The 24,715-nt window shown below is 48.1% G+C and carries 20 protein-coding genes, 1 tRNA gene and 1 pseudogene; 19 read left to right on the forward strand and 3 right to left on the reverse strand.

Annotated elements, in window-relative coordinates:
- Positions 1 to 25: 25 nt before the first annotated feature.
- The 3 genes from C4F51_RS01825 to C4F51_RS01835 all read right to left on the reverse strand — a co-directional run bounded on the left by C4F51_RS01825 (position 26) and on the right by C4F51_RS01835 (position 5,577).
- Positions 26 to 2,068, reverse strand: coding sequence for a sialate O-acetylesterase (locus C4F51_RS01825; RefSeq protein ID WP_193906640.1), 2,043 nt, complete (start codon positions 2,066 to 2,068; stop codon positions 26 to 28).
- A gap of 89 nt (positions 2,069 to 2,157) precedes the next feature.
- Positions 2,158 to 2,460: a DUF3144 domain-containing protein gene (locus tag C4F51_RS01830; protein ID WP_193906641.1), complete on the reverse strand. Its 303-nt coding sequence runs from the start codon at positions 2,458 to 2,460 to the stop codon at positions 2,158 to 2,160.
- Between the two features lie 276 nt (positions 2,461 to 2,736).
- A complete protein-coding gene (locus C4F51_RS01835) occupies positions 2,737 to 5,577 on the reverse strand; it encodes an insulinase family protein (protein ID WP_193906643.1) in 2,841 nt (946 codons plus the stop codon).
- Between the two features lie 309 nt (positions 5,578 to 5,886).
- On the opposite strand from C4F51_RS01835, the gene C4F51_RS01840 reads away from it, so the two are divergent.
- The 19 genes and pseudogenes from C4F51_RS01840 to C4F51_RS01935 all read left to right on the forward strand — a co-directional run bounded on the left by C4F51_RS01840 (position 5,887) and on the right by C4F51_RS01935 (position 24,698).
- Entirely contained in the window at positions 5,887 to 8,208 is a 2,322-nt protein-coding gene (locus tag C4F51_RS01840; protein ID WP_193906645.1) for a Tex family protein, read from the forward strand.
- A gap of 491 nt (positions 8,209 to 8,699) precedes the next feature.
- Positions 8,700 to 9,725, forward strand: a complete 1,026-nt coding sequence (locus C4F51_RS01845; RefSeq protein WP_193906647.1) for an IS110 family RNA-guided transposase — start codon at positions 8,700 to 8,702, stop codon at positions 9,723 to 9,725.
- 267 nt (positions 9,726 to 9,992) lie between these two features.
- On the forward strand, positions 9,993 to 10,439 hold the full coding sequence (locus C4F51_RS01850) for an SRPBCC family protein (protein WP_193906649.1): 447 nt from the start codon (positions 9,993 to 9,995) through the stop codon (positions 10,437 to 10,439).
- Between the two features lie 121 nt (positions 10,440 to 10,560).
- The gene (locus tag C4F51_RS01855; RefSeq protein ID WP_193906651.1) at positions 10,561 to 11,088 is read left to right on the forward strand and encodes a hypothetical protein; all 528 of its coding nucleotides are present in this window, start codon (positions 10,561 to 10,563) and stop codon (positions 11,086 to 11,088) included.
- A 112-nt stretch (positions 11,089 to 11,200) separates the two neighbouring features.
- Positions 11,201 to 11,560: a hypothetical protein gene (locus C4F51_RS01860; RefSeq protein WP_193906653.1), complete on the forward strand. Its 360-nt coding sequence runs from the start codon at positions 11,201 to 11,203 to the stop codon at positions 11,558 to 11,560.
- Positions 11,561 to 12,408: 848 nt separating this feature from the next.
- Complete coding sequence (locus C4F51_RS01865; RefSeq protein WP_193906661.1) at positions 12,409 to 12,825, forward strand: hypothetical protein; 417 nt, start codon at positions 12,409 to 12,411, stop codon at positions 12,823 to 12,825.
- Between the two features lie 136 nt (positions 12,826 to 12,961).
- Complete coding sequence (locus C4F51_RS01870) at positions 12,962 to 13,468, forward strand: hypothetical protein (protein ID WP_193906663.1); 507 nt, start codon at positions 12,962 to 12,964, stop codon at positions 13,466 to 13,468.
- A gap of 327 nt (positions 13,469 to 13,795) precedes the next feature.
- Positions 13,796 to 13,901: transfer RNA gene (locus C4F51_RS01875), tRNA-OTHER, on the forward strand.
- 741 nt (positions 13,902 to 14,642) lie between these two features.
- Complete coding sequence (locus tag C4F51_RS18380; protein WP_407926930.1) at positions 14,643 to 14,981, forward strand: DUF4180 domain-containing protein; 339 nt, start codon at positions 14,643 to 14,645, stop codon at positions 14,979 to 14,981.
- A gap of 411 nt (positions 14,982 to 15,392) precedes the next feature.
- Positions 15,393 to 15,794, forward strand: coding sequence for a DUF1493 family protein (locus tag C4F51_RS01885; protein WP_193906667.1), 402 nt, complete (start codon positions 15,393 to 15,395; stop codon positions 15,792 to 15,794).
- Between the two features lie 592 nt (positions 15,795 to 16,386).
- Positions 16,387 to 16,701, forward strand: a complete 315-nt coding sequence (locus tag C4F51_RS01890) for a DUF6404 family protein (RefSeq protein WP_193906669.1) — start codon at positions 16,387 to 16,389, stop codon at positions 16,699 to 16,701.
- Between the two features lie 116 nt (positions 16,702 to 16,817).
- A complete protein-coding gene (locus C4F51_RS18065) occupies positions 16,818 to 17,144 on the forward strand; it encodes a transposase (protein WP_235992254.1) in 327 nt (108 codons plus the stop codon).
- A 42-nt stretch (positions 17,145 to 17,186) separates the two neighbouring features.
- Positions 17,187 to 18,322, forward strand: a protein-coding gene (locus tag C4F51_RS01905; protein WP_202987589.1) for an IS3 family transposase whose coding sequence is annotated in 2 segments (ribosomal slippage) — positions 17,187 to 17,430 and positions 17,430 to 18,322 — 1,137 coding nt in all. Because the reading frame shifts where the segments join, the coding sequence is not laid out codon by codon here.
- A 70-nt stretch (positions 18,323 to 18,392) separates the two neighbouring features.
- Positions 18,393 to 19,244: pseudogene (locus C4F51_RS01910) on the forward strand (IS3 family transposase); the annotation flags it as partial.
- Between the two features lie 94 nt (positions 19,245 to 19,338).
- The gene (locus C4F51_RS01915) at positions 19,339 to 19,869 is read left to right on the forward strand and encodes a GNAT family N-acetyltransferase (RefSeq protein WP_193906675.1); all 531 of its coding nucleotides are present in this window, start codon (positions 19,339 to 19,341) and stop codon (positions 19,867 to 19,869) included.
- 68 nt (positions 19,870 to 19,937) lie between these two features.
- The gene (locus C4F51_RS01920; RefSeq protein WP_193906677.1) at positions 19,938 to 20,489 is read left to right on the forward strand and encodes a DUF998 domain-containing protein; all 552 of its coding nucleotides are present in this window, start codon (positions 19,938 to 19,940) and stop codon (positions 20,487 to 20,489) included.
- Between the two features lie 856 nt (positions 20,490 to 21,345).
- Positions 21,346 to 22,623: an efflux RND transporter periplasmic adaptor subunit gene (locus tag C4F51_RS01925; RefSeq protein WP_193906679.1), complete on the forward strand. Its 1,278-nt coding sequence runs from the start codon at positions 21,346 to 21,348 to the stop codon at positions 22,621 to 22,623.
- Between the two features lie 17 nt (positions 22,624 to 22,640).
- Complete coding sequence (locus tag C4F51_RS01930; protein WP_193906681.1) at positions 22,641 to 23,369, forward strand: ABC transporter ATP-binding protein; 729 nt, start codon at positions 22,641 to 22,643, stop codon at positions 23,367 to 23,369.
- Between the two features lie 15 nt (positions 23,370 to 23,384).
- Positions 23,385 to 24,698, forward strand: coding sequence for an ABC transporter permease (locus C4F51_RS01935; RefSeq protein WP_193906683.1), 1,314 nt, complete (start codon positions 23,385 to 23,387; stop codon positions 24,696 to 24,698).
- Positions 24,699 to 24,715: the final 17 nt, after the last annotated feature.

Here is a 24,715-nt window from a genome sequence, read left to right on the forward strand (position 1 = left end):
CGCCCGTTTTCTGTTGGCCGTTAACTTACGGGTTAACAACGGCCTGGAAAGGTGACGCAGGAAGACCGGCGCTATTATACAGATTTGCCTTGTCCGGATTGTCCGCCCAGGCGTAGCGAACCTGCGACGGCTGCTTGAGGCCTTTGGCCGACAGGGTAATGCGGTTGCCTTTTACTTTCGCCTCGGCCCACACAAACTTGCCGTCTTCCCCGGCGATGGCAAATTCCTGCGCTTTTTTACCTTTTACTTTCAAGCCCTTGCCGGTGTTATCAAAGGTCAGCAGCAGCGAATCACCTTTGCGTTGCAATGACTTCAGGGTAGGGCCGGACGCCAGCAAACGGCTTTCACCGTAAGCCACCTTGCGTGCACCCAGCGCCAGACGCTCGCCGACACTTTGCTTGTCGAGCGGGTGAATATCGTTCCATTCGCCCACATCAATCGCCACCGTCATCGCGGTATGGGGCAGGCTCAACACCGCCCGCTGTGCTTCACGCAGCTCCGCCCATTTGCTCTCACCCGGTTCGGCTTTGGCAGGCAGGTAACTGGCCAGTTGCACATACAGGAAGGGCAAATCGGCCTGGTTAAACTGCTTGCGCCAGTCGCGAATCAAATCGGCAAACAAATAATGGTATTCAGAAGTGCTCACCACACAGTTTGGCTCGGTACATTGGCCATCCGGCTGGTGGTGCACGCCATCAGCATCGGCGCGATCAACATTGGACTCGCCCTGGTACCAGATCACCCCTTTAACCGCCATCGGCAGCAGCGGTGCTACCCGGGCGTTGTACAGGGAAGAGGGCAGGTAATGCAGCGTGGTGCTCGGCATCATCGGCTCGGCAGTAGTCGCCACGCGATAACGCCAGCTGCCATCCAGCGGCAGGGCTTCATCGCCCAGATCCAGCTCATAACGCTTGTCGGCCACAAAACCGGGGTTGGGCGCGTAACTGGTCAGGCGAATAGTGATGTTGTTGTCACCGGCTTTCAACAACCCGGCCGGCACCGCATAAATGCGCGGCGGGTATTGATAACCGGTTTGGCCAATCGACGTACCGTTTACATAAACTTCATCGCCATGAACAATCGAACCCAGCCAGGCAGTAGCCGGTTTGGCAGCTTGTGCCGCGGTGAGTTGAATGGTTTTGCGCAACCACATACTGCCGCGTTCAAAATCAATATTCTGTTCGTGAAACCGGCCGGGCACGCTCAGGGTTGACCAGTCCTTATCGTCCGTTTCCGGTTTGAACCATTGCTGCTTCAGGCCGATGTCGGCCGCATCGAGGGTGGCGTACCAGCGGTCGGAATTGGCTTTATCCTGCGTTCTTACCGACTCCAGATGTTGTTGATCGCGAAACGGTTTGAGTTGTTCTACATAATGCGGATAAGCCTGCAATACCGGTTCGCTCACCCAGGCCTCTGCCGGTGAACCGCCTACCGCAATCGTCACAATGCCAATCGGCACATCCAGTTGTTGTTGCAAGGCGCGGGCGAAAAAGAAACCGGTGGCAGAAAACTGCGGCAGGTTTTGCGGCACCGCGGTGGCCCAACTGCCTGCGCTGTAATCGGCTTGTGGTCCTTCGGTAGAAAAACTCAGCGGCAGCGAAAACTGGCGGATAGTCGGCAGGTTGGTGTTCTCAATCAATTCCGGATACTTCGGCGCGACACGCCGCAACGGCAACTCCATATTGGATTGCCCGGCCGCGATCCACACATCGCCGGTAAGAATATTCTCTCGCAGCTCGCGATTAACGCCGTTAACTTCCAGCGTAAAAGGCCCGCCCGCGGCTATCGGCTTTAATGTCACCTGCCAGCGGCCGTCTTTGGCAGTGGTGCTTGCTGTCTGGTCTGCAAAGCGTACAGACACGGCTTCGCCGTCATCGGCCCAGCCGTAAATAGTCAGCGGCTGGTCGCGTTGCAGCACCATGTTGTCGGCAAAAATTTGCGGCAAACGCACATCGGCCAGGGCAGCCTGGCTACAAGTTAACAGTGCGAGAGAAACACCCGGCACCAGGCGAAGTATCGGCCGCAGGCGGGCAGAAATAGCAGATAGGAAAACAGAAGGGGCAGGCATACAGAATACTCATTATTGATTTCTTGTATACAAGTACGCCGATGCCTGGGTGTTGTCAAGCCTCTGCCGTGATGCAGAGGCGACAGTTTTTACTCGGTTTCTTCGTCGGCGCGCACGTAAACCTTGTAGTTTTCGCGGTAGTCTTCGAGGTTTTCACCCACCAGTTCGCGGTAGCGACCGGTCAGGTAATTGCGCGCACTTTCGATTTCTTCAATATATTCCTTGCGGTCAATGGACGATGCCGCCACCACAAACGCATTAAAACGCGCCGCTGCATTCAGCAAAGCCGCACTCACCACACCGGGATCAACGTCTTCACAGGCATTGTTGGCTTGTTCAATAAAGCTGTCGACCAGATTCCAGAACAAGGTGTCTTCGTTGTTGTCGCTCATAAAATAAATGCCTGAAAAGTAAGTTGTAAAAAGAAACCAGGTTACCCTGGTTTCTCACATTTCTAAAAATTTTCCGATGGGCACAATGCAAGTTTGGCATTAGGGTACTTGTTCCAAAACCGTCGAGTCAGGGATGACTCGAGGGAGCTACATGGATGTATGCATGCGTTTTTGGAACAAGTACCCTAATGACAAACGAACAGAATGACACCCGCTCTAAATCTCTTAAAAGAGAAGAGTAAGGCACAGGCAAACCCCGTGCCTCTCAATTGCCGATCATTTTACCGTGGCAAACGGCTTTTCAGCAAAATGGCTGCCTTTGATTTGTACATCCAGACGCGCCGCGCCTTCACCCAATATCCACTCGCGATACACCGCCTGCAAATCCGCCATAGTGACTGACTCAAGAGCTGCTACAAAACGCTCTTTGCGATCAAAGGTAAAGCGAGCCAGTTGATAGTCGGCCATATGTTCCCGCGCCTCGCTGTAAAAATCGGTCGGCTTTTGCAGCAGCAGGCTGATTTCCGAACGGCGAATCTGCTCCAGTGACTCCGGGGTAATCGCATCAAGACGGGTTTTGAACTCCGTGCGGAATTGATTGATGCGCTCATTCACACCGGGCAGGTCAGTGTTGGTGCTCTGTACGTAAAACAAAAACACCGGGTAATCGCGGAAGCTTGACGCTGAACTGTTCACTACATAACCCAGTTGCTCGTTGGTACGCAGTTGGGTAAAGAACTCATTACTTAATACCGAATTCAGCAAGCGCAATGCCGCTTGTTGTTTCAAGGATGGCTGCGTACCAATAAAGCCGGTAAGAATGGCACTATCGGTTTGTTCGGTGGTTTCTTCAATGCTCAAGCGAGTAGTGCTGGTCGGCGTAATGTAGGGCAACAAATAACGCTGTTCCGGCTGGTTGCGGCTTTTGAATTTATCGGCGGCGTAGGTGGTAATTTCCTGCACCTGCGCGTCGGTAAAATTACCGAAGGCGTATACGCGAACCAGGTTATTTTCAAAATAACGCTGATGCCAATCCACCAGATCCTGATGTTTAACGTCTTTCAAGGCCGCTTCCAATTGATCCAGGCTAAAACCGTTTTCACGGATCAAACGCTCGTAGTGAGTAAACAGCTGCTGGTACGGCGGGGTCTTTTTAATGTTGATTAACGACTGGCGATAGCGCTCAACCACCTGGCCAAAATCGCGCTCGCTGATTTTCATATCCGCGAGGTGATCCACCAGTTCATTCATCAACTGCGGTTGTTTTTCTGCATACCCTTGCGTGCTGATTACCGGGCTGCCACTGGCTGCGAAAGACAAGCCAATGCTGATGCCAGCGCGCTCGGCGCGATCCGTCAGTGACAAATTCTGCAATTGATAAACCTGCCCCAGCAGCGAAGACAACACCGATGCCCGTGCATTTTCTGCGGCAAAGTTAACATTCAAAGACAGCTCGATAAGGCCTTTATCTTCTTTGTAATGTTGCGCATGGGTCAGCCAGGCTTCGGCGCCGGGTTGCGATACCACCTGGAAAGGTTTGATGTGTTTGCTATCGACAACCGGGTTGTGGCCACTGGAAAACAGCGGGTTTTCTGGCGGTAACTCAAACTGCATGGTGCTGCCCAACAACGCCCAGCGGTTCAGTTCAGCGGGGGTAATATCGCGAATGCTGTAAGCGCCTTTATGGAAGGGAATATCGGTGTCGGTTTCTTCGCCCTGGCTGATGTACCAAATACGCGCGCGTTCCGGTTCAATTTGGCGTAATACTTTTTCAATGGCGCGGCGATCAAATTTTTCGTAAATATAATCAGCATCCAGCAAATGCTTGACCGGCAATTCCAATTGCAAACCGCTCAAACCAACCGCTTGCGACATGGGGTCGGGTTTTGCCATGTTGGCAAAATCTTTTTCGAGAATGGCTTTGAATTCCTGGTAATAGCGCTCTTTAATCCCGTCTTCTTTAATCAATTCCAGGTAGCCCAGAATCGCGGCAATAATCTGGTCGCGGTTTTTCAAACCGTCATCAGTCAGGTCAGCAATAACGCGAATCATGCCGTCTGCACCGTAATAATCTTCGGCAACAAACCCGTATACGGTATTTACCAGACCGGCAAAACGCAATTGTTCACCGAGCGTGCCCGGTTCTTCCGAGGTAATCAGGTTATTAATATAGGTGTTTGGTTTAACGCGCCATTCGTGGCTGTTATCCGGAATAGGGAATTCCACCATCAAACGCTTGATATCCATTTGCGATTTGTAGTGAATGATTTTGCCTTCTTCGGCAGCCGTCAGTGCCGGAATTTTTACCTGCGGGCGTTTAACATTTTTATTGGGGATGGAAGAAAAATGGTTAACCGCCATCGCTTGCAATTCATCGAGTGACTGCTTGCCGACCATGGTCAGTTTCATAATATTGGCAGAATAGTAGCGGTCATAAAATGACAGCAGTTCGTCTTGCAATACCGAACCGGGTTTGTCCGAAAGCGTTTCCAGGTTGCCCACACTCAAACGGGACACCGGGTGTTGCGGGTTGGCGGTTTGGCCGCTCAGGAAATACAAAATGCGGTTATCTTGCGAACGCCCCATCGACCATTCGCTGTTAACCGCATTGCGCTCTTTATCGCTGTACTGCGGATCAAAAGTCGGGCTTTTAAAGTAATCACTGAAATAGTCCAATGACTCATCCAGTTTTTCGGCGTTCAAACGGAAAAAATAATTGGTGTGGTCTGACGCGGTGTAGGCATTCCAGACACCGGCATTTTCATCGACAAATTTTTGAAAGCTGTTTGGCTCCGGGTATTTTTCAGTACCCAAAAACAACATATGCTCCAGGTAATGCGCCAGCCCCAATTGCGAATCCGGGTCTTGAAAGGAACCTACGCCTACCGCCATGGACACGGCCGCCACTTCAATGGTCGGGTCGCTCACCAGCACCACTTGCAAGCGGTTGGGCAACTCGATTGCGCGGTACTCGCGATCATCGTTGGGGCTTTTTTGCAGGGCGGGCAGGGTGCGAACAGAGCCATTACTGGCATCCTTTTGCAGGGATTCACAACCAAACAGCAGGGTCAGGGTTAACAAGAGTGCAAATGCACGCTGAAACCGGAGGTTGAGCATGACAGCGTCCTTAATATAGAAAGAAAGGGTAATCGGCAAAGCTTAACAGACCCATGGCACTTTGGCAGGTTCCGGCGGCTGCGGTAGAAAAGGGCGGCGCAGCCGGTGAATGTGACCCTTGCAGCGTTGCACTGGCGCACAGCATGGGTAAATTGTCTGTTTTTTGTTCGTTTGCCCGGAGTCCGGCATAAAAAATGGCTAAAAACAAGTCTGGTGGCCTCGGTGAAATTGCGCATAATGCGGTTTTCCGCGGAGCCTCACGGCCTGTTTGTTTTGTGCTTTCAACCGATTTGACGAGTTATCCCGCCTATGAACAGTATCTCCCAACGCATTGCCGAAGAATTGAATGTCTTGCCGCAACAGGTAAACGCTGCTGTCGGCCTGCTCGACGAAGGGGCAACGGTTCCTTTTATCTCCCGTTACCGTAAAGAAGTCACCGGCGGGCTGGATGACTCGCAAATGCGTACCCTGGAAGAGCGCCTGCGCTACCTGCGCGAACTGGAAGACCGCCGCGCCGCCATTCTTAAAAGCATCACCGAGCAGGAAAAGCTCACCCCGGAACTGGAGCGCGACATTCTTGCCGCCGATACCAAAAACCGCCTTGAAGACCTTTACCTGCCCTACAAACCCAAGCGCCGCACCAAAGGCCAAATCGCCATCGAAGCCGGTTTGTTACCGCTCGCCGAAGCCCTGCTGGCTGACCCGACCCTGAACCCGGAAGCGGAAGCCGCTGCTTACCTGAATGCCGAGCACAAAATCGAAACCGCCAAAGACGCGCTCGACGGTGCCAAATACATCCTCATGGAAAAATTCAGTGAAGATGCCGAACTGCTGGGCAAGCTGCGTCACTTCCTGCAACAGGAAGCCACCCTCAGCGCCCGCGTTGCTACCGGTAAAGACACCGACACCTCGCAGGAAGTACAAAAATTCCGCGACTACTTTGAACACGACGAACCGCTGAAAAGCACGCCGTCGCACCGTGCGCTGGCGATGTTCCGTGGCCGTAACGAAGGTGTGTTGAGTATCGCCATCAAAGTCGGCGATGAAGAAAATCGTGTGGGGCATCCGTGTGAAAGCATGGTGGCCGAGCACTGGAGCATTCAGGACCAGGGCCGCGCCGCTGACACCTGGCTGGCCGAAGTGGTGCGCTGGACCTGGCGAGTAAAACTCTTAACGCATCTGGAAACCGATCTGCTGGGTGAACTGCGCGAAAAAGCCGAAGAAGACGCCATCAAAGTATTCGCCTCCAACCTGAAAGATTTGTTGCTGGCAGCACCGGCCGGGCAAAAAGCGACTATCGGCCTCGACCCGGGTATGCGCACCGGCGTAAAAGTCGCGGTGGTTGATGCCACCGGTAAAGTGCTGGATCACTGCGCGATTTTCCCCACGCCGCCGTTCAACAAAATTCGAGAATCCGAAGCGGTGCTGGTCAACCTGTGCAGAAAACACAATGTCGGTTTAATCGCCATTGGTAACGGTACCGCCTCGCGCGAAACCGAAAAATTTGTAAAAGACGTATTAAAGGCGCACATCGACATTACCGCCAGCAGCGTTATTGTTAACGAAGCCGGTGCCTCGGTGTACTCCGCATCGGAATTCGCCTCCAAAGAATTTCCGGACCTGGACGTAACCATTCGTGGTGCCATCTCCATTGCCCGCCGCCTGCAAGACCCGCTCGCCGAGCTGGTAAAAATTGACCCCAAATCTATCGGTGTCGGCCAATACCAGCACGACGTATCGCAATCACAACTCGCCCGTTCGCTGGATGCGGTGGTAGAAGACTGCGTAAACGCCGTGGGTGTAGAAGTAAATACCGCATCGGCAGCGCTGCTGGCTCGCGTATCCGGCTTGAACAGCACGCTGGCTAACAACATTGTGGAATTCCGCAACCAGAATGGTGCCTTCACCTCGCGCACTTCATTGAAAAAAGTACCGCGCCTGGGCGAAAAAACTTTTGAACAAGCCGCCGGCTTCTTGCGCGTGGCCAACGGAGAAAACCCGCTGGATGCTTCGGCGGTGCACCCGGAATCCTATTCGGTGGTAGAAAAAATTGCGCAAAAAAATGGCCGCGAATTAAAAGGCGTTATTGGCGATACCAACTTTTTGCGCGGCATTAAAGCAGCAGACTACACCGACGAAAAATTCGGTTTACCTACCGTAACTGACATCATCAAGGAATTGGACAAGCCAGGCCGCGACCCGCGCCCGGAATTCAAAACCGCACAATTCCAGGAAGGCGTAGAAGAAATCACCGACCTGATACCGGGCATGATTCTGGAAGGCACCGTCACCAACGTCACCAACTTCGGAGCGTTTATTGACATCGGCGTGCATCAGGACGGCCTGGTACACATCTCCGCCTTGTCCAACACCTTTGTAAAAGACCCGCGCGAAGTAGTCAAAGCCGGTGACATCGTAAAAGCCAAAGTGATGGAAGTAGACGTGCCGCGCAAGCGCATTGCTTTGTCTCTGCGCCTTGACGACACCCCCGGTGAAAAAGTCGAAGGGCCAAAAGGCGGCGCTCGCAACAACAGCCAAAACCAGAACCGCAACGCCCAACGCAACAACCCGGCACCCGCTGCCATGGGCAGCATGGGCGCACTGCTCCAACAGGCGCTGAAGAAAAAGTAAGAAATTTTAGCCGCTAAAAAATAAAAACCGCCCGAAGGAAACTTCGGGCGGTTTTTTTTATGGATGGTTATTGGGGCTATTATTTATAACAATTTTTGGTGAGAGATATTTAGGATTGCAGCCGTTAAAGTGAAAGTATGTTGGCGCTTACTAACCAGCAATGCATTTAATGTGCAAGTGAAACTCCAGCTGAATGATAAAAATAAGTTGCAATATCAGGCACCAGTATTATGATCGAGCAATTGCGCGGAAGGACAGAAAAGATAACAAGCCAAATGAAGGGAGATAACGAGCGCGCTCATTTTTTTCTTGTTCCTCGCTTTATATTTTCTTCTTCTGTCTAATTAAATCAACAGCTTGCCTATGACTTTGAAAGATATTTCTGGATTAGATAACAGGTGGGCGCGATATACAAATAATGGTATGGACGCCCCTCTCTCAAGTGCCAAATAATAAAGGTACTTGATTCTGACATCAGAGAGGGCAAGGCTATGAGCGAACATGTTGCTGTGATCGGGGTTGATCTTGCAAAGAATGTATTTCAGGTTTGTGCTGCCAGTGGTTCAGGTAAAAGGTTAATTAATAAAAAAATAACCCGAGCAAAATTATTAGATTTTTTTGTTAACCTGCCGCCCTGTCTGGTGGGCATGGAAGCGTGCAGCAGCGCCCATCATTGGGCAAGGCAAATACAAAAGCTGGGTCACCATGTGAAGTTAATACCACCTCAATTTGTAAAGCCTTACGTAAAAAGCAATAAAAATGACGCAGCAGATGCGGACGCAATTTGTGAGGCTGTGACCCGGCCTACCATGCGTTTTGTTGCCATAAAGTCCGAGGAACAGCAAGCACTGCTATTGCTCCATCGGGATAGAAAGGGGTTGGTGGGGGAGAGATCTGCAATAGCCAATCGACTCAGGGCGTCTTTGGCTGAGTTTGGCTTGATTGTTCCCGTTGGTATACACAAGTTGAGAGCCTGGTTGCAACAGGATTATGGTGCCTACGAAGAGACCCTTCCCGTGATGATGAGGCTCCATGCGCAACGATTGGCTGGCAGGCTAAGGCAAATTGATCAGCACATTGATGAAATCGAACACGAGATAAAGCGCTACAACCCGGATATAGAGCTTACGAAACGGTTACAAGAAGTTCCAGGTATAGGACCTTTAACTGCGTCGGCATTGGTGGCGACTATCAAAGACGGCAGCAGTTTCAAGAGTGGAAGGGAGTTTTCAGCGTGGCTTGGTCTTGTTCCCCGCCAGCATTCCAGTGGAGGAAAAGATCGCCTGCTGGGCATCAGTAAACGAGGCGATACCTATTTGAGAACGCTTTTTATTCATGGTGCAAGAGCAGTTATCAAACATATGAATCCCAGGCGATCTATGACTCCCTGGATCGCAGAGTTAATGAGGCGTCGTCACCGGAATGTAGTTATTGTTGCTTTGGCAAACAAGCTGGCTCGTATTGCCTGGGCACTGATGAGCAAAGGCAAAAGTTACGATGAAGCGTTTGGATTTTAATCGATAAATAAACTTACGCACAGTGTTGCGCAGGCAAGAAAACTGAAGGCAATGTAGATGACATCGTAATTGGGTAAGTCTGGTCCTAACATGGCTCATAACAAGAGCGAACAAATGATAAGACCCCGATTAGCGAATACCATCAGGGACCGTAGATAAATTCTACATCGGGAGTCCGGATAGATGGCTGCAACACACATTGACTACAAAAATTGCTTGCAAAACCCGGGGCGTCCATAGATGTTATATTTTCCGGAAATTGGTGCCATGAGCAGTTCTGATGTCAGAGTCGAAACAGAAATCGAGGCAAGTGCCGATACTGTATGGAATATTATTTCAAGTTTCTCAAAATGGAGTGACTGGCATAAAAGTGGTGTCGAAGTCCGCATGAAAAATGGGGTCCCAGTATTACTTAAAACCCAAATGTCTGGCCTGCCGTTAAGAATAAATCTAAACAAAGTAAAAATTGTAGAGCGTAGGCATCTAGAATGGACTGGGACACTTCCAATAATTGGAGGTTTGCTTCGCGGCATAAGAAAGTTTACGTTATCTGAAATATCCGAATCCCGCTGCAAATTAATACAAGAAGAAACATTTTGTGGTGCTTTTAGTGGTTTGGCAAAGCGTAAACTAATCACTTCTTACCAGCATAGGTATAGTCTTCACAATCAAAAAATTAAAGCTATAGCTGAGTCAAAATATAACAAAGCGTAGCAACCCGCGCACTGCGTGCGCTGGACAGTTTGTAAGTCGCAGTTTTGTGGTTTTGCTGCGCAAAAGTAACCCACAAAACTACAACTTACAAACTGCCGTTGTACGCGGCGTTAGGCAAAAAATGACTAAGTGCATCTATTGCGGAGAGATCGCGAATACCAAAGACCACGTTCCACCTAAAGGTCTAATTCGCCAAATCAATCGAGACAACCTGTGGAAAGTTGAGTCTTGTAGAAATTGTAATAATGGTGCTTCGCGTGACGAAGAATACTTTAGGTTAATGATTGTGGGCGCTTTGTGCCACACAGAAGAAGCGGATGAATTATTTGATGGTCCAATTAGTCGTTCTATGGAAAAAAGACCTGCGAAAGAAGACTGGCTTTTTAATTCTCTTGGGCAAACTGAAGGAAAGCCATACATTGAATGGGCTACGGAGACTTTGCAAAGGGTTGCATTGAAAATTGCTGCTGGGCTTGCTCATAAAATTTCAGTTGAACCACCACAGAGCAATAGTAGTTTTACACTTGAAGAATCGGAAGGCAGAGGAGAGTATGAGATGTGGGCGCCCGACTTTTCATTTTCTTATTTTCAAGGTCGTTGGGAGCTTTGGTTTTTTGATTCAGTGAAAATAGTTATCAAACCTGCCTAACAAAGCAATCAAACGGATGGTTTTTAAGTTGCATTTTTGCCATTCCGCTTCGCTCCATTTTATGGCAAAAGTGCAACTTAAAAACCACCGTTTATCGCAACGTTAGGCAATTATGTACCGCATCCCCAAAGACATAGATCTATCAGGAATCGTTGGTGAATTCACAACGCAAATATTGGTTGGTCAATCCGATATCCAATTCTGCTTTGGGAAATATCATTTTGCAATTCAGTCAGATATTCATCTCATTAAACACAGTGAGGTCATTGGAATTTGGCAAGCAGGGACTTGGCCGCCACAACAGTTTCTTGAAATATTGAATATCAACGTAGTCGCGTGCCAAACACCAGATAAAAGAAAAATAGTCATCCATCTAGAAAACAGCATTGAAATACATCTCAGCGATAACTCAGACCAATTCGAGTGCATGCAGATTTACGTCGATGGAGAGCAAGATCCATGGATAATTTAAAAGCCTAACAAATGGTTCAAATCGTTCGCTTCGCTCACTGGGACGGGCTAAAGTCCGCCCCTTAACCAAACGTTAGGCAATCAAGAAAGAATGACCAACCTTGAATTAGTGGCCGCACTCAAAGCACTTCCAGATGAAGATCTGGCGTTGGTACTCGGAATGGTGCTCCCAGAGCGTAATCCGTTCTCTAAAGAGCCAGAAGTGGTTAGATCCAGAATGTTTCTTGGCATATACACGGAGTACACGGATGAAAGCTCAATTAGCATCGTGGCCTACCCAAAGGATGGCGAGCGCGGGCCTTATTGGGGCTTTTGCCAATCTACTGAGTCACCAATTTCAGGCATAAACTTCGTTTCTCCCCAGAAGCAAGCTATATCGCCTCTAGACGAAACAAGAATAAATCTTACATAGCCTAACAACAGATTCAAATCGTTCGCTGCGCTCACTGGGACGGGCTAAAGCCCGCCCCTTAACCAAACGTTAAGTGGCCATGAAGCCAAATTAAGGAGATCGAATTGAAAATACTTCCAAGGGTTTTGCTCGCTGTATTCTTCCTGTTCGCCGCAATAGCTTGCTATGTCTTTGGCATTCCGGCTGGTGGGCTCGTATTCCTTCTCCTAGGGTTTATTCTTGAAGGTCTTTTCTGGTTCGGCATATTCGGCCGCAAGAAGGCTTCAGATTCAGTGAGCTAGGCTCAGGCCGAACTTCACACTTTTGTGAGCAGTAGCTTTGGGAAACATCTGGTGAGCGTGAAGGCACTTAACAAGCCGCAGCATTACGCCGGCGCATGCGTCGGCGGGACGCTCGTAAACTCGCGCCCATGTGCGGAACGTTATGCTTAAAATTAAATGAAAATTATCGTAATTTTGGGAGTCGCAATAATTTTATTTTCGGCTGTTTCCTTTTGGAATCATCGCCGCATGCGATCTACTGCTTTAAATCGCAAAAACTCAACCATTTGCGCCTATGCAAAGTCGTTTGATTATCGCAACGTAGATACCGCAATAATGAGAGAGGTTTACAGCCAAGTCCAAGCATGGGCAGGAAAATATGAAGGCGTAAACTTTCCTGTTGAGGCCAATGACTGCTTTAATGAAATATATAAAATGGACCCAGAAGATCTTGATGATATATATTTTGAAATTGCAGAAAAGCTTGGTATAAGTACTGAAAACCCTGAATCTAACCCGTATTGGAATCAGGTAACAACAGTAAAAAACTTGGTTCTATTTTTGCATAATCAACCGAAAGTAAAAGCGGCATAACAAGTCGTTGCATCGGACAGTTTTTAAATCGCGGTTTTATGGTTTTGCTGCGCAAAAATATTCCATAAAACCGTGACTTAAAAACTGCCGCTGAACTCGGCGTTAAGCAGAACCAAAAAATTAGAATGGAGTAATCATGGACATTGATGCAATGCATTATCAAGAAAAAGTTGTTATTTCAGGCTCAGAATATGAGGCTTCTCGTAACCGCTCAACGGGACAGGTAAACATTCCATACACAAATGCACCGGATGCTGACATTGGAGACATAATTACGCTTAAATCCGGTCCGCGTGAAATGAGTTTAAGAATTTTAGATCTTTCATTTATTCAAGGTGGAACGCTAAATATCGGTACAAATCATCCTAACTTGCTTCAGCTTACTGTAGAAAATCTTACATCTGCTGCGCATAAGCCAAGCACACAAAGCAGTACAATTAACATTGGCAGCATTGCAGGAGAACATGTACAGGTTGGCAATCAAAATAGTCAAACCTTCAATATAAGCATCCAACATTTAGCTGAAAAAATTGCTCAAAGCTCCGACCCAGAAGCTAAAAGTTTACTTAAAAAACTGCTGGAAAATAGTACCGTTGGCAGCTTAATTGGTGCAGGTGTTTCGGTTCTTCTTGGTAAGTTGTAAAGCTTAACAAAGCAATCAAACGGATGGTTTTTAAGTTGCATTTTTGCCATTCCGCTTCGCTGCATTTTATGGCAAAAGTGCAACTTAAAAACCACCGTTTATCGCAACGTTAATTGTCAGAACTAAATCGCGAGATCAGTTTATTATTCAGAAAATTTAAAAAGACTTAGGAGTATGGATTGCAGTAAGTGTTGATGTGAATGTGTCGCTCGGAGTAGACCTGTCGGCTGCCCCAATTGTAGTTGCGGAGCAAAAGGAGGATATGAAAATGAGCAATAGTAATAGCAATATTATGAAGAGCGTGAAAGGTGGGATCGTGGCGTTACTGGGACGGCTGGTTGCAGATTCTACTTCGAGCGAGTCACATGCTGAAAATGCCCTGCAATTCTTACCTAGGAGGCGCCTGGGGGTTCAATTCCCCCGCGTCCCACCACACTTAACAAGGCCAGGCACGGCGACGGTTTTTTCGTTGCGGCTCCGCCTTCACTACAAAACCGCGCGTGCTGGCGGCGTTATAGGGCTCGGCCTTTTGCTTTTAATTGAGTGTTGGTTTTATCGGCTGGATTTGTGCCAATATCGAGCTTAACAGTATTGAAGTTTGGCGCTTGGTTACAGGTTGGGTAGAGTCGTTTTTTGTGGCCGTAAGAAAGTTTAAGGTGACGGAAGGCTTATTCGCTTTTTCCGTTTTATCTGGGCAGTGGTTTCGCTGACGCTTCGCAGAGAGTGCGTAGCAGGTTAGGCGTGTCGCCCGCCATAACACGGCGCAGCAGCCCGCGCCTACGGCGCTGGACAACAGCTTCGCCGTTGCCGCTGTGCTTAGGCGTTATTTTCGCTTAGTTCGTATACGTTGCGCTCTGAAAATTTGTGCCACTTCCTGTCGCGGTCGGAAAGTTCATATCGTCGGGCTGGCCGCTGCTTTCGTTCGGTGCCGTTTTTGAGTTTTGTGTTTAACCTGTTTTTGTAGCAGTTTCGTTTTACTATCGCTCAGTTTTGGCAATGTGCCAAACTAAGCTTTTTTGGTGCCAAGGTAAGGTGCAGTTTCTCTTCAAACTTCATCACGGCCATGGCTGCAATAACAAGTCGCATCTGTGCGCGCACTTCGTGCGCCGGACGCGCTAAAGCGCGCCGCAGTGCTCGGCGTTAGGCACTGGAATCATTTCTTCGGGCACTCATGATGAACATCACAATCGCTTCAGAACACGGTTTGATCATCCACGACAGAACTCAGGTCGAAGATGCGATTAGCTTGTGCTGGGGAGCTGATGGACTGCTTCTTACCGAAAATGACGTTGGGCATGATTTTTTTCGTCTTGAAAGCGGAGTTGCTGGTGAGCTTCTACAGAAGCTCGTCAACTACGGAGTCAAGACCGCTTTTGTATGCCACAATCCAAGCGCATACGGGCAGCGATTCTCGGAGCTAGCCTCAGAGCTCTCTACTCACCCACAAGTGCGGTTCTTTCGCGCTGCGCATGATGCAACCGATTGGCTACATGCTGATGGAACCAGTGCCTAACAATTCATTCAAGCCGACGCCGCTTCGCGGCGCGGCTTAACTCAGGCGTTAAGTGGCCATAAAGCCAAACTAAGGAGATCGAATTGAAAATACTTCCAAGAGTTTTGCTCGCTGTATTTTTTCTGCTCGCCGCAATAGCTTGTTATGTCTTCGGCATTCCGGCTGGTGGGCTCGTATTCCTTCTTCTAGGGTTCATTCTTGAAGTTCTTTTCTGGTTCGGTATATTCGGTCGCAAGAAAGCTTCAAATCCAGTGCACTAGGCTCAGGCCGGACTTAACATTATTGTAAGCAGTAGCTTTGGGAAACATCTGGTGAGCGTGAAGGCACTTAACAAGCCGCAGCATTACGCCGGCGCAAGCGTCTGCGGGACGCTCGTAAACTCGCGCCCATGTGCGGAACGTTATAAAGAAAATGGAAATCACTAAAGAAGTTTACGAAGTCATATCTCATCACACCTTGGAAAAGCCTGAAGCTCTTTCGAATGAGCTATATATTGAGCAAAACCTAAAGTTATCTGGTGACGACGTTGCTGAGCTTCTTGAAGAAATGCAAAGTAAGTTTGAAATAGACTTTTCTACATTTAATTTTTCGCTACACTTTTCCCCTGAAGTTGGGTGGTCTGAAAATCCGGAATTTGGTTATTATCCTGTAACAATTAGCCATTTGGTTCAAGTTGCTACTTCGAAGGTTTGGTTTCTACCAGAAAAAAATGAAGCTAACTTCCAAAAAGAGAAAAAACACACACTCCTTTTAAAGGGTGCCATTGTGGCAATTATCGTAATTCTTGGTTTAGGTTTATTGCTAATTCAGTAATACTTTAAATGCAAATTTATAACAAATCGTTCCAGCACCGCGCACTTCGTGCGCTCGACAGTTTGTAAGCCGCTTTTTTGTGGTTTTGCTACGCAAAAATAATCCACAAAAAATCAACTTACAAACTGCGGCTGAACTCAGCGCAGAGGGCTTTTCAAAAATGTCGCGACTTGTTGTTCGCAGAACTAAAGCACTATGGCAAGACCGGGTGCGTGACTACACCATTTTTGTTGATGGAAACGAGGTTGGCCGGATTGGAAACGATACTAAAGCTATAATTCAGGTCGAGCCTGGAGCTCACACTGTGTGCCTGAAAATTGATTGGTGTCACTCCCCAGAAGTTAAAGTTTTGATTTCGCCTGGAGAAACTGTTCACTTGGAGTGCGGGCCCAATGCAAACCCATTCCTTGTACTCTTTTACATCGCATTCTGGAAAGACAAATATATCTGGTTGCGTCAAGCACATGGTTCTATCCTCTAACAAGGTACGTCACTACACCGCCTTTGGCGGTGGGACGCTCGTAAACTCGCGCCCGTGTGCGCATCGTTAGGAAAAATCCAATAAAAACCGTCATACATTAAGGAATAGATCATGACTTTCGAAGAAAAATTTAGCTTTGCAACTAAAGAACTTGAAATCGCTAAGATTTGGAAATCGAATTACAACCCACCGTTTGTAAAATTAATCCATAAGCTTGGTTTTAAGGTTCCGCCTCCCCATTACAATTCCTTTCTAACCAATGCGCTTTCAACTGGAATCTACTTTGGCTTGGTGTGGGGGCTATTGATGTATTTTTTGGTTTGGAAAGAGCAAGGTATGCCGATCGCATTAATTTCCTTAGCTACCCTCTTTGCTGGTACTTTTTTTGGCGTAGGTATGGCTTCATATTACAAATACAGTGTTTAAAAGCACAAATTAACTCCTTGGCGTGACATTAGAAATGCCTAACAATCCACACCATTACGCTGGGAACTTAACCCGCTTTTGCACACACCTTCACCTAATCAATGTGGAGGTTCCAGATGGCCAGAAGAAAACACTATAATTTTTATGATGACGACTTTAAAGCGACAGCCGTTGCACTAACGGAGATTTCGGGAGTGAAAGCAACCCACGTTGCCGAAGCGCTCGATATTCACGAAGTCATGCTATATCGTTGGCGAATGGAGATGCGACGAGGTCAGATCATGGCAAAGAAGAAAAACATTCAAATCGATCCGGAGATGAAGTCCGAGCTAAAGCGCTTGCGCCAGCTTGAACGAGATCACAACCTCCTTAAGGAGGAGCAATGGACTTCCCAGACTCTAGTGGACACGCCTAAGCTACACAATGGACTTCCCAGACTCTAGTGGACACGCCTAAGCTACACAACGAGCATAGGAGGAAGTCATATGAGTAATCAACGGTATACCCCGGAATTTAAAGACGAAGCAGTTAAGCAGGTCACCGAACGTGGATATTCCATTGCCGAGGTGGCCCAGCGCCTTGGCGTTTCTACACACAGCCTTTACAAATGGGTCAACGCGGCAGCACCCGATAAATCGGATGTTCAGGAGCGGGAGTTACTGGAGGCAAAACGTGAAATTCTTAAACTCAAATCACAATTGCAACGTACGGAAGAAGAGCGCGATATATTAAAAAAGGCCGCGCGGTACTTTGCCAGCCAGCCCGAGTGAAGTACCAATATATCAACGATCATCAGCACTGCTTTAGCATTCAACTGATGTGTCGGTTGTTTGGAGTAGCACGCAGTGGTTTTTATCAATGGCTCCATAAATCCTCATCCCATCGATCCCTGGAGGATGCTCGATTACTGGTGTTGATTCGTGACTCCTATAACGCAAGTCACGGTATTTATGGCTCACCACGCATTTGTCTCGATTTACGTGAAATCGGTGAGCGTTGTAGTAAGCACCGCGTGGCGAGAATCATGAAAACCCATCAAATCAAGGCTATTCGCGGCTATAAGGCTCCCGGGAAAATTGTTGGGCGTCCATCATTGGTCAGTTCAAATCAGCTCAACCGGGAATTTACAGTCGAACAGCCGGATCATTATTGGGTGACGGATATTACCTATATCAGAACCTGGCAAGGCTGGTTGTATTTGGCGGTTGTAGTGGATCTGTTTTCACGCAAGGTGGTGGGCTGGTCAATGAAGCCTTCGTTGGCCAAAGAGATTGTGCTGGATGCGTTGCTGATGGCTGTTTGGCGCCGCCGTCCTAAACAACGGGTGTTGATACACTCTGACCAAGGCTCACAGTATGGCAGTGATGAGTGGTTGCGCTTTTGCAAGCACCACAATCTTGAGCCCAGTATGAGTCGGCGTGGAAATTGTTGGGATAATGCCGTTGCCGAATCATTTTTTAGCAGCCTGAAAAAGGAACGCATCAAGAAAAGGATTTATAAAACCCGTGAAATGGCGCGGGCAGACGTGTTTGATTATATCGAGATGTTCTACAATCAAACGCGTCGCCATAGTCATCTCGGTGGCGTCAGTCCGGAGGCGTTTGAACGCGCCTCAAAATGAGCTTTGGATTTGTCTATGAAAGGCTGGGAAGTCCAGCCATCCAGTTCTCTTTGCAACAAAAGGGGAAGTCTTCGAGTTCATAGAACAAAACCGCGAGAAGCACTCGATCGCGCTGATGTGTCGAGTTTACAGCGTTACACGAGATGGATATAACTCCTGGCACCGGCGAGGTATTTCGGCAAGACGTACAGAAGATTCCGAGCTTTTTGAAATGATCAGCATGATTTTCAAGAGACATAATGGCTGCTACGGTAGCCCTAAAATAATGCAGGAATTGCGGAAGATCGGGATTGGGGTGGGCCAAAAACGTGTAGCGCGGATCATGCGTGAGCATGGATTAACGGCCACGAAAGCCAGGATCTACATCTCTCGACCAGGTTTGTATAAACACGTTAATCGAGTGCCGTGCAGAATTGCGGATATCGAATTAAGGGCGCCTAACCAGCTGTGGGTGGGAGATGTCACTTACTTAAAGATGCAGGATGGAAGCTGGCAATATCTGTCGGTGATTATGGATCGGTTCAGCCGCAGGATAATATCCTGGTCGTTGAGCGAAAGAAGAGATGCACAGTTGACTGTTTCCGCATTGCAGAGAGCAGTCAGGAATCGAGGTCATCATGAAGAATTAATATTTCATTCGGACAGAGGTGTGGAGTATATGGCGAATGACTACCGCAAGAAGCTTGGGCACTATGGTATCAGCCAGAGTATGAATCGGGCCAAGTCAATGAATGATAATGCATTTATGGAGTCATTCTTTCAGCAATTTAAAACGGAAAGAATCAAACGTGTCGTTTTGGAAAGTGTTGAACAGCTTCGGGGAATTATTACGGAATATATGCGCTACTATAATTATGAACGATCCCACTCTTCCATCGGATACTTATCGCCTCATGAATTTGAGAGTAGAATCAGTTGCTAACAACCCGGTGTGTGCAAAAGCGGGTTAGGTTCCCTGCCGCTAGCGTCGGCGGGACGCTCGTAAACTCGCACTCATGTGTACAACGTTAAAAATCATGAATATAGAAATCAGAAAATTTAAAAACTGTGATGTCGCATCATTTCATCAAGCAGTTTTAGAGGCTGCCAAGCACGCCTCTGGTTGGTTGCCTTGGTGCAATGAGCGTTATAGCCTTTCCGAAGCCGAACAGTGGGTTAGGAGCTCAATAGAGGAGTGGGAAGTCGGTAACGAATATCGTTTTGTTATTGTTGAATCGGATTCCCAGGAAGTTGTAGGTTCAATTGCGATAAATAATATTATCAAGGCTCATAAAATTGGTAATCTTGGTTACTGGGTCAGGGGAAGCTGCTTGAACAAAGGAGTATGTTCATCGGCAGCAAAATTAGTTATCGAATACGCATTTAAAAATTTGAATTTCAGTCGTATTGAAATTGTCGTGTTGGAGAGTAATGTTGCTAGCATTCGAGTTGCTGAAAAAATTGGTGCAACCTATGAGGGCACACTTAAAAACAAGATCAGTTTGAACGGAATTTCTTTGCCGGCCAGGTGTTATTCAGTAATTCCACAAGAGAAAAAAGCATTTTAACAAGCCAGTCAATTAGGGCGCTCGCAAGCTCGCACCTATTACGCGGGCGTTAAACCGTGGAGAAAGGAATGCTCACAACTGTAATAACAGTTGTCGCTGCCATGTACCTTTTGGCTAGCCTCATTGCACTCGCGCCACGCAAGCCTGGCTACAGTCACATCGCGCACTCCATTAGCGAGATCGGCGAAGTCGGAGCACCCAATAAGCACTTTGTTGCGTTTGGTCTCTTTCTGCCTATCGGCTTGGTCCTGCTGCTCGTTGCCTACTTGGTTCGCACTGACTCGCCTGCGGCAGCTGCTCTTGCGCTCTATATCGCTATTGGCTACATCGGTGCGGCCGCGTTTCCCTGCGACCCGGGCTCTCCTTTGTTCGGTACTGTTCGCCAGGTTCTCCATAATCTTGCCGGGGCTGTTGAGTACGTTGGCGGCGGATTCGCTCTAGTGAAGCTTGCTGAGAGTTTCGGCCAGCCCTTCAAGGCCGCCGGGTTCGTTGTGCTTGGCACCGCCATCGCACTATCCGTTCTTCCTTCAAATTCGATCGGTGGCCTCATTCAGCGCATTGCAGAGATCTGCCTATTCGGTGGCCTTGCATTGGCCGTTTGGTGGGGCAGTGCCGTCTAACAATTCATCAAGCCGACGCCGCTTCGCGACACGGCTTAATTCAGGCGTTATGCGTCTCAGAGAATTCTGCGAAATATTCGAAGGAGAAAATTTATGAACGCCGATGAAATAAGAAAGTTGGTAGAGGCTACCCTCTCAGGCTCGATGCCTTTTCCAGAAATAGTTGGTAACTTAATCAATCACGGTGTTGAGTACTACCATGTAGACTATGCATCTCTCTCGTTTTCCTTCTATAGCGCAGCGGTGGGGTTGTAGTCGCTCCGTTGGCGTTTGAAAACCTGCCCAAATCTGCAGCTGATTTTGATGTTATTGAGCTTCGCTCGGCCATTGCCGATAGCCAGCAAAAGGGCCAGAAGTTTCATCAATTCTGCGTAAGGGCTTTAAATGCTGGCGTGCAATCCTATTTCGCATTTCTCCGGGGGCAAAGAGTATTGTATCTCGGGCGACAAGGTGATCAGCACGTAGAGTGGTTTCCTGGTGTGCAGCGTGAAGACGCATAACCAGACGTTCAACGTGAATAATTTTCAGCCAGGCACTTGCTCCGCAAATTTTATGCCCCGTTGCAAACCACTCTACCAACAAGCTGGCTTGGTTTTGCCGGTTAATCGGGCGTTAATTTTGGGGGTTCCCCAGGAAAAGTAAAGACCTCACAGCAGTCCGATGGTAGTTATGACCAGTCATCTTGTACGGCATCGTCAAGCGAACATACCGGACACACGAAACGGACACTTTCTTCAATTGTAAATCCAATCAAAAATTTAAAAACCTCTTTATTTTCAAACAGTTGAAAAGGCACCAACACACCTGGTATGGCCTTTGTATTAGCTCGTAATGTAAATGCATTCGAGCGAATACCATGAATATGAAAATATCTGGCACTTCTGCCCAGGATTTGGTGATGGGCAGTTCAAGGGCTCGTAAAAAGGGCGTCACCCTCGTCGTTATTGCAATGGCATTGGCAGTTGCCGCTGTATTGGCTTTTATCTATATCGCACAGGTGTCTCAATCCGGGTTGGTGGTTAAACAGGAATCCATTCGGACCGCCACAGTAAAGCGCGATACTCTGGTGCGCGAAGTGGTTTCTCAGGGGCGCGTGGTGGCTGCAAATAGCCCTACGCTTTTCAGTCCTGAGCAGGGTTACATTGACATCGCCGTCAAAGCCGGAGATACCGTTGACAAAGGCCAACTGCTGGCGAATATTCATAGCCCCGACCTGAACGAATTACTGGCAAGGGAAACAGCCAACCTTACCAAACTACAAGCTGATCTGGGCCGCCAAATAATAGAATCCAAACGGCGCAAGTTGGAGCTTGAACAAGTTGTTGCCATTGCTCAAGTGAGCGAAAAAGCCATGGTGCGTGAACAAAAGCGCGCCGAGGAATCCATCAAACGCAATTTGATCAGCCGATTGGAATATGAAAAATCGCAGGATGATCTTGAGCGTGCGCAACTGGAATATGCGCAGGCGAAACAAAACGGCGAGCTGGCAAATGAATCCCTTTCGTTCGACATTGAATCCCTAACGCTGCAACTCAAAAGTCAGCAGCTTCTGGTCGATGCATTACAGCGGCGTGTCGGTGAGCTGAATATTCTCTCACCGGTTGCCGGTATGGTGGGGAATGTGCAGGTTCTGGATCGTCAAGCCGTCATTGCCAACCAGCCACTCATCACCATTGTTGACCTGACTGCTTTTGAAGTAGAAGCAATTGTGCCAGAGGGCTTCGCTGATGATATCGCCCCGTTAATGGAAGCAGAGATTACGCTGGGTGGAACCACCTATGCCGGGGTATTAACTGCAATTTCACCTGAAGTGGTCAGTGGCGGCGTGAATGTGCGTATAGGTTTTGCAAAAGATCTGCCTGCTAACTTGCGCCAAAGCCAACGCTTGACTGCACGGATTCTTTTGGAAAATAAACCCGATGCATTACTGGTGGACCGTGGATCATTTTTTGACAATTTTCGTGGTTATGCTTTTCGCGTGCGGGAAAATAAAGCTCTGCGTGTGCCGGTCGCTCTGGGCAGTTCCAGCCTCAGGCATATCGAGATTATGGACGGGCTGCAGGAGGGCGACACCATTATTATTTCTGCATTACCGGTGAAAAGCACGGATGAACAATTACTGATAACCAACTAGGGCCGGAGATCAATTCAATGCTCAAGATGCAATCCCTTAAAAAAATATATCGCACAGACATGATCGAAACCCATGCCCTGCGCAACTTTAATCTGGAAGTTCAGCAGGGCGAATTTGTTGCGGTAACCGGCCCTTCCGGTTCGGGCAAAACAACCTTTTTGAATATCGCAGGGTTGCTGGAAACTTTTGAAGAAGGGCAGTACTTTCTTGATGGGAGCGATGTGAGCCGGCTAAACGACAATGTTCGCTCCAGACTGCGCAATGAAAAAATCGGGTTTATTTTTCAGGGCTTTAATCTTATTGCCGACCTGAGTATTTTCGACAATGTCGATGTTCCGCTGCGCTATCGTGGTTTCTCCGGTGCCGAGCGCAAAAGGCGTATCAATGACGCATTGGAAATGGTTGGACTGGGTGCACGTTCGCGTCACCTTCCTGCACAGCTTTCCGGCGGGCAACAACAGCGTGTGGCGATTGCGCGGGCACTCGCTGGTGAGCCTAAATTTTTACTAGCGGATGAACCTACAGGAAACCTGGATTCGTTGATGGCAAAGCAGGTGATGAAGATGCTGGAAGATATTAATAAAAGTGGCATGACCATCGTTATGGTCACTCACGATCCGGATCTTGCCCGGCGCGCCAATCGCAATATTCAAATTGTAGACGGGCAAGTAACCGATTTTAAAATTTACGAATCTTCTGCCAATGTAGGCAAAGCTGAAGATCAGCTTGCCCAGCCGATTAGCTAGTGCCGGAGACTGACCATGTGGAAATATTATTTAAGACTTTCATGGCTAAGTCTGTGCAAAACACCGACATTATCATTATTAATGGTGCTCGCTATCGCCACAGGCATTGCCGCAAATTTGACCATTCTTACGATGTATACAGTGATATCCAGTAACCCGATGGCTCATAAAAATAATGAGATATTTGCGGTGCAGCTGGACTCCTGGGACCCGGACCGCGAATATTTTGCACTCAATGGCGTGCCGCCACAATTGACCTATCAGGATGCCAAGGCACTTTATGATGCGGAGATAGCAGACTCTGTAGTCATTATGCGCAAAGCCGGGGTGACTATTCAGCGCCCTGAATCAACGGAATTGCCGGCGGCCTATAGTTCACGCATGACAACACGTGACTTTTTTACCATGTTTGACGTGAAATTTGTTTATGGCGGTCCCTGGAGCAAAAATTCTGATAACGGCCCCGAACGGGTGGTAATTATCCGTGAGGGCTTGAGCAACAAGCTTTTTGGTAACGAAAACAGTTTGGGTAAAACGATTTTTCTGGATGGTGAAGTTTTTACCGTCGTCGGTGTCGTTAGTGAAAAATGGCAGTTGGTACCCAATGTCTATGACTTGAACAACAATCCCACAGAAGCCGCTGCGGATGTTTACTTTCCATTTTTCCTTGTCAATGAAAAGTCCTACCAGAATTGGGGGAATATGAATAACTGGACAAACTTCAGGACCAGTAATTACGCAGAATTTCTACAAAGTGAAGTTATCTGGATACAGGCATGGGTAAGTCTGGATTCGCCAGAGACACACCAGCAGTTTTCCCGGTTTCTGGAAAATTACATTTCCCAGCAAAAGCAGAATGGACGTTTTCAAAGGCCGGCAAAGTACCTGCTTAACACGCCTGAGCAGTGGTTGGATATTCATAAAGTCGTTTCGGATGATAACAAGGAGCTGCTAATTCTCTCTTTTGTGTTTCTTATCGTTTGTCTGGTCAATAGTACCGTATTGATGCTGGCAAAGTTTTTACGTAAAGCACCTGAAGCCGGTATCCGCCGTGCGCTTGGTGCCAGCCGAAATTCAATATTTTTCCAACACCTAACAGAAGCTTTTGTTGTTGGAACAGCCGGCGCGCTGTTGGGGCTGATTTTTTCATGGGGCGGTTTGGCTGGCATACGCAGCTTGTATGGTCATTATGAAAATGTAGCGACTATAAATAGTGTGACAGTGATGGGAGCCGTGCTTCTTGCATTAGCCGCTACCTTGCTCAGTGGCTTTTTACCCGCCTGGCGAATCAGTCACTCGGCACCTGCAAAATATTTGAAAACCCAATAGAAATATCAGGATGGATG

The organism is Cellvibrio polysaccharolyticus (assembly GCF_015182315.1).
GTDB classification, from domain to species: domain Bacteria; phylum Pseudomonadota; class Gammaproteobacteria; order Pseudomonadales; family Cellvibrionaceae; genus Cellvibrio; species Cellvibrio polysaccharolyticus.